Below are 9,688 nucleotides of genomic sequence, written 5' to 3'. Positions count from 1 at the left end.
TTCTACCCCCCGAATGGCTGGCGCTGTCGCTGCAGCGTGGTCGCACTGAGTGCCGATGATGTTCGCCGCCGGGGGCTGTCTGTCGGTTTTGCTGCCAGCAGGCTGGATACCTCGATGAGGCTGGTCTCTGAGAAGACCGGTGAGCTGAAGGAAGTGGCGACCTTCCGCCTGCCCTCGGGCAAGACCATCAGCCCCGACGTCGGGTTCTCGTATAATCCCGGGCACGGTTATGCGCCCGACCTGGTCCGTTACGGCGGCTCGCTGGCAAATCTGGCGCGTAAGCAGCTGGGAGGTACCCCATGAACGACCTGATGCACATTGCCATTAATGCCAATGAACTGGAGCGGGCCCTGCGTAACCTCAGCAATGCCGGGCAGGACATGACGCCGCTGATGCGCGCCCTGGCGGAGACCCTCAAGACCGAAACCGACCTCAACTTCGAGGACGAGGGGCACCCGGCCTGGCAACCGTCGGTGGCCGCCCAGGCACGTGAAGGGATGACGCTCTCCGCCACCGGGCAGCTGCGCGGCAGCGTGACCACGGATTATGACAGTCATCAGGCTGCGGTCGGCACCAATCTGGATTACGCGCGCATTCACCAGCTCGGCGGCAAGGCCGGTCGTCATCGCAGCGTCTCGCTGCCAGCGCGCCCGTACCTGCCGGTAGACGCCGAGGGCACCCTGCAGGCCGGCACTGAGCAAAAACTGCTGGATACGGTATTGCGTTACCTGGAACGCAATACACGCAGCTAAGCCCCGTCAGGCGCTTCAGGGCGCGCAGGCGGGTCAGTTTACCCCTGACCGCCCGGCTGGCCTTTATAAACCTTTATAAAGGCCTGTCTGGCGGATTTTACCTGCTGCCGTTGACGTGGATGTGTTCCGGCGGCATGATCCGGGGAGCTCCCGCAAGCACATTCCCTGGTCACGCATTTCTTAAACCCCTTTAAAAGCACCCGTTACGTCACTTCGCCACACTGTCCCCAGACCATTCACCGGAGGGGACATGAACGCACTCCATATTTTCAAGGCCGGCACCCACACGGACATGCACGGTCGCAAGATTAACTTCAGCGAGACCATGATCGGCGACATGGTGCAGGCGTACGATCCGTCGCTGCATGAAGCCCCCATCGTGGTGGGGCATCCCCGCACCGATGACCCGGCTTACGGCTGGGTCAAAAGCCTGGCGGCTGACGGTTCTGACGTACTGGCTGAGCCGCATGAAGTTGACCCGGCGTTTGCCGAGCTGGTCGCCAGCAAGCGATTCAAAAAAATTTCGGCGTCCTTCTATACCCCGGATTCACCCAGCAACCCGAAGCCTGGCGTCTATTACCTGCGCCACGTGGGATTTCTGGGCGCGCAGCCGCCAGCCATCAAAGGTCTCAAATCCGCCTCATTCGGTGAGGCTGAAGACGGTGTGGTCGAGTTTGCCGAATGGGGGTTTACCACCAGTGCGTCGATGTTTGCCCGTTTGCGTGACTTCTTTATCGAGAAATTCGGCCGTGAGGCCACCTACGAAGTGATCCCCGCCTGGCAGATTGATGCACTGCGCGAAGCCGGCCAGCCCGAATCGACGCCGCGCCCCGCCTTTACCGAATTGTCAACTGCTGCTCCGGCAGCACCAGAACCACCCACCACTGAGGACAACACCGTGGATGAGAAAGAAAAACTGCGCCTGGAGCAGGAGAACGCCGATCTTAAACGTCAGCTTGACGCCCGTCGTCAGGCCGACAGCCAGGCACGCCAGCAAGAGGTACACAACGCCAACGCGGCCTTTGCCGACGGACTGGTGACTGACGGGCGACTGGCCCCGGCGGCCAAAAACGTCGTGGTGGCCATGCTGGATGCTGCTGATGCCGGCGAAGAGCCGGTCAGTTATACCGAGGGCAGTACCACCCAGCCGCTCGGTGAAGCGCTGCGAGCCCTCTTTAAAAGCGCGACCCCGCTGGTCGACTTCAGCGAAATTGCGACCAAAGAGCGCGGCAACGGGGCTGTACAGACGACGGAGTTCGCCGATGCCGATCCGGCACAGCTGGCCCTGCATCAGAAAGCCCTGGCCCTGAGCCAGTCCGAAAACATCAGCTATGAAGCGGCCGTCAAACGCTGCCTGTAAGGAGAGAGCATGTCCGATTATCTGAAGGGGAAACGCGTCGTTGACCCGGTACTGACCACCGTGGCACGCGGCTACAAGAACGCCGCTTTCATCGGTGACCAGCTGTTCCCGGTGGTGCATATGGAAAAGGAAGGCGCGAAAGTGCCGACCTTCGGCAAAGGGGTATTTGCCGTTTATGACACCAAGCGCGCCGTCGGTGCTGACAGCAACATCATGATCCGCGAAAAGCAGGACACCATGGATATCCTGCTGGATGAGCACGACCTGGCAGCGCCGGTGGATTATCGCGAGCAGCATGAGTCGATGTTCAACGAGGAAGCCAAGGCCGCCCGGCGCGCCACCAACGGCATCGAACTGCGCCGCGAGATCTACGCCGCCGAAATGGCGCAGAACCCGAAAATCTACCTGGCCAGCGCGGTCAAGAAGCTGAGCAAGGACGAGGCCTGGGTGAAAGACGGCAAGGCCAATGGCGATCCGCTGCGGGTTATAGAAGACGGCATGGAAGTTGTGCGCCAGAACATTGGCCTGCGTCCGAACGTCATCACCTTCGGCGCGTCGGTCATGGCATTGCTGCGGTTCCACCCGGCATTGCAGGCGGCCATTGGCGCCAACGAGCGCAAACGCATCACGGACGACATCCTCAAGGATCTGTTCCAGGTGGATAAAGTGCTGATCGGGGCGCCGCGTTCGCTGTCAACCGACGGCAAAAAAGTGTCCGACCTGTGGGCCGATAACGTGATGCTGCACTACATTACGGGCCCGCAAGCCGGCGGCGACAGCGCCGACGAGAACGAGCCGTCGTTCGGCTATACCTTCCGCCGTACCGGCATGCCCGTGGTCGACAAGTTCGACAGCGCCGGCGGCAAGGTGGTGAACGTCCGCTATACCGACATTTATAAGGTGGCAGTGGTCGGTTCGGATGCCGGTTACCTCATTACCAACGTGAAAGGAGCCTGATGATGGTCACACAGCAGGTAGTTCTGACCACCACCGTGGTGGCGACCGACACACTCACACAGCAGCGTCTGGTGAGCGTCACCGGCGGTCTTTGCAAATCCGGTGATGTTCCGCTGGGCGTCGCCGAGGTCGGCGGCAAGGCCGGCGATGCGGTGCCGGTCAATGTGCTGGGCATTATCGCGGTGGAAGCCGGTGGTGTGATTGATGCCGGCGCAGCACTGGCGGTCGATGACCAGGGCCGCGTGGTGGCCGGTGGTGGCAAGACACGAGCCAAACGTGCAACCGAGGACGGCAAGCCCGACACGCCGCAACCTGAAGACCCCAAACCGGCAGAGCCCACCGGCGATGAGCCGGCTAGCGCCACCACCGTGGGCATTGCCCTGGATGCGGCGAGCGGCGAAGGCCAGTTTATTCGCGTGCTCTGGAGGGCGTAATGGCCTACTGCACGGTCGCAGATGTGGGCGCGGTGATGGCCAGCCGCACGCTGATTGAACTCACCAATGACGCGGTGATGATGAATATCGGCGAGGCGCTGCCGGCCACGGTCAACGAGGCGGTCATCATTGAGGCCATCCGCTATGCCGACGAGCTGATTGATGCCCACCTGCGCGGGCGTTACCGCCTGCCGCTGACCGCCGTGCCCACGGTATTGCGCGATCTGGCCGTCAATCTGGTGTGTCACTGGCTCTATCGCCGGCGCCCGGAGGGTGACCTGCCGGAGGCGGTCAAGGAGAGCTATCGCGGCACCGAGAAAACCCTGGTGGCCATCCGTGACGGCAAGCTCACCCTCGGCGTGGAAGCGACGCAGCGGGATATGCCGGAGCCCGGCGAGATGCGCGTGCGCAGCCCCGGGCGACGCTTCGGCGGCCCCGGTGGACTTCTGGAGCGTTACTGATGAACGTCAGCGAGCTGTTATCCGCCGTGGTCCTGCGGCTGCGCGCGAAATTGCCGGCACTGCATGTGGACTTTTTCCCGGAGAGCCCGGCGGAGTTTCGTCTCAACCACCCGGTGGGAGCGGTGCTGGTGAGTTACGGCAAATCCACCTTCGGCAAGACGCAGGATGTGGGCGTGGTTATCCAGCCACAGACCGTCCGGTTCAACGCCACGGCGGTGCTGCGCCAGCTTAACGGCAAGGGCGGTGCGGTCGACGTGCTTGATCTGCTGCGTCAGAGCCTTGGAGGCTGGCGGCCGCCGGACTGCCAGCGTGATATCTGGCTGGTCGAGGATGTGTTCCTCGGCCAGCGGGAGGGACTGTGGCAGTACGTGCTGACGTTCGAGACCGTCACAGTGTTTGTTCAGGACAGCGAGTCGGCGGATCTGCCGCTGCTCACCCAAGTTGAATATGAGGATATCAATGAAATACATCTACAACGGCCCGGCGAGCGGGGTGACGCTGCGCTTCGGGGAAGTGCTGCAGGAGATCCTGCTGTTCCCTGAACAGGAAGTCGAGATGCCTGCCGATCATGAGTATACCCAGACGCTGGAGATGCTCGGCTATCTGACACCGGTGGAAGACCCGTCCATCTACGATATGCCGGCTGAACCGGTGCCTGAACCTGAGCCAGCCCCTGAGCTGCCAGCGCAGCCCGAGCCTGATAACAAGGGCAAGGCGGCTGACGGCAAAGGCAGAAAGTCCCCTGACGAAGGAGATAAACAATGAGTGCCAACTATTTACACGGGCCGGAGGTTATCGAGATTGAGCGCGGCTCGCGTCCGGTCAAGGGCGTCAAGTCAGCGGTTATCGCCGTGGTCGGTACCGCGCCGGCTGGCCCGGTTAACAACCCGACGCTGTGCCTGACCGAGAAGGATGCGGCGCAATTCGGCGAGGAAGCCGAAGGGTTTACCCTGCCGCAGGCGCTGCGGGCCATTTACGACTTTGGCGCCGGCACTGTGGTCGTGGTCAACGTGTTTGATCCGAAGCGTCACAAAGTCACGCAGAGCGAGCAGGACGTGACTTTCGACAAGGCGACTAACCAACTGCAGCTGAAGTTTCCGGTGGTCAGCAAAGTGACGCTTAAAAGCCAGGATGCCAAAACCACCTATGTTGAAGGCAAGGATTTTTCCGTTATTGCCGCCAGCGGCATCGTCACCCGTGTAGCCAATGGCGCGATTGCGGTGGGTGCCCAGGTCAGAGCAACCTACGACAACGCTGATGCCTCGAAAGTGACCGCCGCCGATATTATTGGCAGCATCGATGCCGCCGGCAGGCGCACAGGCCTCAAGGCCCTTGACGAAACCTATACGCTGTTCGGTTTTGACGTGAAGATCCTGATCGCCCCGGTTTACTGCACCCAGAGCTCGGTGACGGTTGAACTGATTGCCTGTGCCGAGAAGTACAAGGCGCTGGCCTACGTCGATGCGCCGGTTGGCACCACGTTCGCCCAGGCCATCGCAGGGCGCGGACCGGCCGGTAATATCAACTTCAATACGTCTTCCGACCGTGTACGCCTCTGTTACCCGCATGCGCTGGTCTACGATAAAGCGACCAACAAGAACCGCCTGGAGCCGCTGTCCCAGCGCGCGGCCGGGCTGCGCGCCAAGGTCGACAACGACAAGGGCTTCTGGTGGTCGTCCTCCAACCAGGAAATTGCGGGAATTGTCGGTATGGAGCGCGCGTTATCCGCCAAACCGGGCGACCCGCAAAGCGAGGTCAATCTGCTCAACGAAAATGGCATCACCACGGTGTTCAACAGTTTCGGCAGCGGTCTGCGCCTGTGGGGCAACCGTACGGCGGCGTTTCCGAGCGTGACGCACATGAAAAACTTCGAGAACGTGCGGCGCACCGCCGACATGCTCAACGAGTCGCTGCGGTTTTACAGCCAGCAGTATATCGACCAGCCGATTGACCAGGCGCTGATTGATGCGCTGACCGAATCGGTCAACGCCTATGGGCGCAAGTTGATCGGCGACGGCGCGTTGCTCGGGTTCCTGTGCTGGTACGATAAAAACCGTAACCCGAATGAAGAACTGGAGGCCGGCCACCTGTTGCTGAGCTACAAGTTCACGCCGAAACCGCCGATGGAGCGTCTGACGCTGGAGTCCGAAATCACCGGCGAATTCCTGGCTAACCTCAAAGGAGCGACAAACTGATGGCCGGTAAAATCGAGATCAACGCGATCAGCAACGCCAACATCTACGTCAACGGCGCGAATCTGTTGGGGCGTGCCGAAGAGGTCAAATGCCCGGATATCCAGGCCATTATGCAGGAGCGCAAAGCCCTGGGCATGGTCGGCAAGCTGGAGTTGCCTTACGGCTTTGACAAGCTGGAGGGTGAGATCAAGTGGAACAGCTTCTATGCCGACGTGGCACGCCTGGTGGCCAACCCGTTCAACAGCCACCAGTTGCAGTGCCGCTCGAGCGTCCAGCGTTTCGGCTCTCAGGGGCGTATTGATGAAATCCCGCTGGTAACCTACATGACGGTGATGTTCAAAAAGAACCCGCTGGGTACCTTCAAACAGCACGAGAGCCCGGACTTCACCAGCGGCTTCAGCTGCACCTATATCAAACAGGTGCTGGATGGTGAAGAGTTGCTGGAGCTGGACTACATGGCCAATATATTCAAGGTTGGCGGTGTCGACGTTCTGGCGGACTACCGCAGCAATATCGGCGGCTGACTACTCCCACCAGGTTATCGAAGGGGCTGCATTGCGCGGCCCCTTTTGCATTATTAATGGCGTTTAAAAGACGCGGCTCGGGCTGGATGCCACTCTGACAGGGTCATAACACACAACCCTAAGACGTGGAGTCCATCATGAGCGACAGTTATACCCTGCGATTTCCCTATGCCCTGACCAGCGGCGAAACCCTTACCGAAGTCACCCTGCACCGCCTGACGGTGCGCGACATGAAACTGGTGCGCAAACAGAGCCAAAATCCGGTCGACCTTGACGAGTTGTTGGTTGCTCGCATGGTGGATCTAGTGCCGGAAGATCTCGATGCCATGGACCTGGCGGATTATCAGGCTTTGCATGAAAAATTTCGCACCCTTGCGGGGATGGATACTCTACCCGGAACAGTTGCGGAAGGCTGAGGCGTTACTGGCGAGGTGGTTCAGGTGGCAGCCCAGCGAAATTGACGGGCTGCCGGTAGAAGCGTTCGAGGACTATCTCAAGGAAGCGGGTGAGCAGATACGCCACGAATACGGCGAGTAGCCCATTGACCCAGTTGGATGAGGCCTTCGACGGCGAAGAAGGCAATGGCCAGTACGGGCCCACCGCAGAACGCGAGCACTAAGAGACCCAAACTGATGGCCATAAAGGCGAAACTGGCGACCACAAAGATAGTCACCCACGATTCGCCATTGACCACCATAGGCTCAATCACCTCGTACAGGCCGTAACAGTAACATGCGGTCACTGCGATGCCGATAAGCACTTTGTAGATGTCGAGACGCGTTTCCATGGCGATCCTCCTTATTCAATACTGTTGAGTTTACCCCTATGCCGAGTTCATTTTCAATTGGTGTCGTCGTTTCTGCCGCGCTGCATGGTACGTTTCGTAGCGTCATGGGTAACGCTCAGCGCACGTTGGATCGCCTGAGCTCGGCCACTACACAGATGCAGCAACGGCAGGAGGCGCTAACGCGGGCTGCCTCTCGTTACGGCAGTCTCGGCGGCGATGCCGCGCGCCGTCTCAACAGCGAGCTGACCCGCGTCGGGCAGACGATGGAACAGTTACAACGCCGGCAGGCCAGCCTGTCTCGCGCCACCATTGCATCCACTGCCCTGCGTGATAACCGCATGAAGCTATATGCCCAGGGGCTGGAGACCTACGGGATGGCAAGGGCGGTTTACGGTGCAGTCGCGCCTTCAGTGAAAAAAGCGGCGACCTTTCAGGACAACATGACCGACATGGCCATCACGGCGGGTTACGACAATAAAACCCGTGATTCGCTTGGTAAGAACATCCGCGCCTGGAGCCTCAAATACAACCAGACCCAGGATGACCTGCAGGCCGCCACCAGTTCGCTTATCGGCAACAATATCGACGACATTGACGATATCCGGGCCTATCTCCCGAGCATCGCCCGTGGGGCAACCGCGACGCGCACCACTGCGGAGCAGTGGGCCGAAGCGGCATTTACCACCAAACAATCGCTCGGGATCGCCGCCAAAGACTTCGCTGCCGTGCAAAACATCATGGCGTATGGCGGTAAGGCCGGCTCGTTTGAAATCCCTGACCAGGTCAAATGGTTGCCCAGCCTTGCACCGCAAATGGCAGGCATTTCCCAGGGCAAGGAAGCGGTCGCCGAGATGGCCGCCGCGTTGCAGGTGGCCAAAATTGGTGCGGGAACGTCTGACGAGGCCGCCAACAACTTCAAAAACTTCCTGACCAAGCTGTTCGCACCGGATACGCAGAAACGCTTTGCCGATCAGGGGATCAACCTCAGCGAATCTCTGATGCGTCAGAAAGCCGAAGGTATTTCGCCCATTGAAGGCATGATGAACGTCATTCAATGGTCGCTTGAACAAAAAGGCCCGGAGGCCGTCAAGCAATTTAAGGCGGCTATGGCACTCAAGGATGATGCTGCACGCGATCAGGCCCTGCAGGCACTGCAAAAAAACTTCGGCCTGGGCGAGCTGTTCGCCGATATGCAGGTGATGGCCTTCGTTCGTCCGATGCTGGCGAACATGGACAAATACCGCACCATCCGCGCAGAAGCCCTTAAATCAGCGAATAACGATGTGCTGGGCGCTGATTACGCTAAGCGCCTCGAATCCCCTATTGAAAAGATGAAGAAACTGATGGTCGCAACCAGTGATTTGGGGATCACACTGGGCGAGCAATTGATGCCGCAGGTTATGGGGGTGGCGGACGCGATCCTTCCTTATATCACGCGACTGAATACGTGGGCGCAAACTCACCCACAGGTGATCCAGGGGATTGCCGGCGTCATAGTAGGCTTGCTGGCATTTAAGGGGGGCCTTTTTATACTGAGAATGGCGCTAAACCTTGCTGCCACCCCCGTGTTTTCGTTGATAAAGAGCTTCCAGGGGCTCCGAAGCGGATGGCTCTTACTTCGAGCTGGCTTCGGTCAGGGTGGTGGCATCAGCCGTGCGGCTGGCGCAATTGGCCGACTCACTCGCGGCATTGCAGGTCTGACCCGAAGTCTCGCCGGAGGCATGCTACGGGGTATCGTACGGGGTGGTGCGCTAATGGGGCGTATGGGCTCAGCCGGGCTTCGTCTCGGTCGCATTCTTGGTGGCGTATTACGTCAGGGGCTGATGATCGCCGGCCGCGCCGTGCTGTTTATCGGGCGGGCGTTGATGATGAATCCGATAGGCTTGCTCATTACCGGCATTGCGGTCGGGGCCTTCCTGATTTACCGCTATTGGGGACCCATCAGTACCTGGTTCAAGGCGCGCTGGGAAGATATCAAGCGCGCCTTCTCTGGCGGCATTACCGGCGTGGCAGCACTCATCATCAACTGGTCGCCGGTCGGGCTATTCTACAAGGCCTTTGCCGGGGTGCTGCGTTACTTCAACATCGAGCTGCCGGCCAACTTCACCGACTTTGGCGCCAACCTGATTGACGGGCTGGTAAGCGGTATCACCAGCAAGCTGGCAGCGGCGAAAGACACCATCGTCAACTTTGGCAGCAGCGTCAAAGGCTGGTTCAC

At 59.8% G+C, this 9,688-nt stretch carries 11 protein-coding genes and 2 pseudogenes; 12 read left to right on the top strand and 1 reads right to left on the bottom strand.

The genetic code is table 11. The annotated features are described in order from the left end of the window. From AC4PR2_RS26670 to AC4PR2_RS26620, 11 genes and pseudogenes are all read left to right on the top strand, one after another. Nucleotides 1-303 (top strand): annotated as a pseudogene (locus AC4PR2_RS26670) (phage minor head protein); the annotation flags it as partial. Beyond that, entirely contained in the window at nucleotides 300-752 is a 453-nt protein-coding gene (locus AC4PR2_RS26665) for a phage virion morphogenesis protein (protein WP_342170766.1), read from the top strand. The pseudogene AC4PR2_RS26670 and the gene AC4PR2_RS26665, both read left to right, overlap by 4 nt. A 250-nt stretch (nucleotides 753-1,002) precedes the next feature. Next, nucleotides 1,003-2,112: a peptidase gene (locus AC4PR2_RS26660; protein ID WP_492175750.1), complete on the top strand. Its 1,110-nt coding sequence runs from the start codon at nucleotides 1,003-1,005 to the stop codon at nucleotides 2,110-2,112. Between the two features lie 9 nt (nucleotides 2,113-2,121). Further along, complete coding sequence (locus tag AC4PR2_RS26655; protein WP_492175749.1) at nucleotides 2,122-3,069, top strand: hypothetical protein; 948 nt, start codon at nucleotides 2,122-2,124, stop codon at nucleotides 3,067-3,069. Continuing rightward, the gene (locus AC4PR2_RS26650; RefSeq protein WP_492175748.1) at nucleotides 3,069-3,503 is read left to right on the top strand and encodes a capsid cement protein; all 435 of its coding nucleotides are present in this window, start codon (nucleotides 3,069-3,071) and stop codon (nucleotides 3,501-3,503) included. The genes AC4PR2_RS26655 and AC4PR2_RS26650 overlap by 1 nt, the downstream gene beginning before the upstream one ends. After that, a complete protein-coding gene (locus AC4PR2_RS26645; RefSeq protein ID WP_308321664.1) occupies nucleotides 3,503-3,964 on the top strand; it encodes a gp436 family protein in 462 nt (153 codons plus the stop codon). The genes AC4PR2_RS26650 and AC4PR2_RS26645 overlap by 1 nt, the downstream gene beginning before the upstream one ends. Further along, nucleotides 3,964-4,419, top strand: a pseudogene (locus AC4PR2_RS26640) (Gp37 family protein); the annotation flags it as partial. The gene AC4PR2_RS26645 and the pseudogene AC4PR2_RS26640, both read left to right, overlap by 1 nt. A 4-nt stretch (nucleotides 4,420-4,423) precedes the next feature. Beyond that, the gene (locus tag AC4PR2_RS26635; RefSeq protein WP_492175747.1) at nucleotides 4,424-4,729 is read left to right on the top strand and encodes a hypothetical protein; all 306 of its coding nucleotides are present in this window, start codon (nucleotides 4,424-4,426) and stop codon (nucleotides 4,727-4,729) included. After that, a complete protein-coding gene (locus AC4PR2_RS26630) occupies nucleotides 4,726-6,159 on the top strand; it encodes a phage tail sheath subtilisin-like domain-containing protein (protein ID WP_492175746.1) in 1,434 nt (477 codons plus the stop codon). The genes AC4PR2_RS26635 and AC4PR2_RS26630 overlap by 4 nt, the downstream gene beginning before the upstream one ends. Continuing rightward, complete coding sequence (locus AC4PR2_RS26625) at nucleotides 6,159-6,683, top strand: phage major tail tube protein (RefSeq protein WP_072627850.1); 525 nt, start codon at nucleotides 6,159-6,161, stop codon at nucleotides 6,681-6,683. The genes AC4PR2_RS26630 and AC4PR2_RS26625 overlap by 1 nt, the downstream gene beginning before the upstream one ends. A gap of 137 nt (nucleotides 6,684-6,820) precedes the next feature. Beyond that, nucleotides 6,821-7,099, top strand: a complete 279-nt coding sequence (locus AC4PR2_RS26620) for a phage tail assembly protein (RefSeq protein ID WP_479455531.1) — start codon at nucleotides 6,821-6,823, stop codon at nucleotides 7,097-7,099. Nucleotides 7,100-7,176: 77 nt separating this feature from the next. Here AC4PR2_RS26620 and AC4PR2_RS26615 read toward each other — a convergent pair whose 3' ends face one another. Beyond that, the gene (locus tag AC4PR2_RS26615) at nucleotides 7,177-7,470 is read right to left on the bottom strand and encodes a hypothetical protein (protein ID WP_492175745.1); all 294 of its coding nucleotides are present in this window, start codon (nucleotides 7,468-7,470) and stop codon (nucleotides 7,177-7,179) included. A 38-nt stretch (nucleotides 7,471-7,508) separates the two neighbouring features. Here AC4PR2_RS26615 and AC4PR2_RS26610 point away from each other — a divergent pair. Then, on the top strand, nucleotides 7,509-9,688 hold a 2,180-nt coding region (locus AC4PR2_RS26610; RefSeq protein WP_492175744.1), incomplete at its 3' end, for a phage tail tape measure protein.

The sequence above is a fragment of the Serratia sp. A07 genome, from assembly GCF_058725505.1.
Note: the sequence above shows the minus strand (reverse complement) of the source record. Positions and strands in the feature narration are given on the sequence as shown.

Coding starts and splice junctions, on each gene's coding strand:
- AC4PR2_RS26625 (WP_072627850.1), top strand. CDS start 6,159: ATGGCCGGTAAAATCGAGATCAACGCGATCAGCAACGCCAACATCTAC.
- AC4PR2_RS26660 (WP_492175750.1), top strand. CDS start 1,003: ATGAACGCACTCCATATTTTCAAGGCCGGCACCCACACGGACATGCAC.
- AC4PR2_RS26650 (WP_492175748.1), top strand. CDS start 3,069: ATGATGGTCACACAGCAGGTAGTTCTGACCACCACCGTGGTGGCGACC.
- AC4PR2_RS26655 (WP_492175749.1), top strand. CDS start 2,122: ATGTCCGATTATCTGAAGGGGAAACGCGTCGTTGACCCGGTACTGACC.
- AC4PR2_RS26665 (WP_342170766.1), top strand. CDS start 300: ATGAACGACCTGATGCACATTGCCATTAATGCCAATGAACTGGAGCGG.
- AC4PR2_RS26620 (WP_479455531.1), top strand. CDS start 6,821: ATGAGCGACAGTTATACCCTGCGATTTCCCTATGCCCTGACCAGCGGC.
- AC4PR2_RS26630 (WP_492175746.1), top strand. CDS start 4,726: ATGAGTGCCAACTATTTACACGGGCCGGAGGTTATCGAGATTGAGCGC.
- AC4PR2_RS26635 (WP_492175747.1), top strand. CDS start 4,424: ATGAAATACATCTACAACGGCCCGGCGAGCGGGGTGACGCTGCGCTTC.
- AC4PR2_RS26615 (WP_492175745.1), bottom strand. CDS start 7,470: ATGGAAACGCGTCTCGACATCTACAAAGTGCTTATCGGCATCGCAGTG.
- AC4PR2_RS26645 (WP_308321664.1), top strand. CDS start 3,503: ATGGCCTACTGCACGGTCGCAGATGTGGGCGCGGTGATGGCCAGCCGC.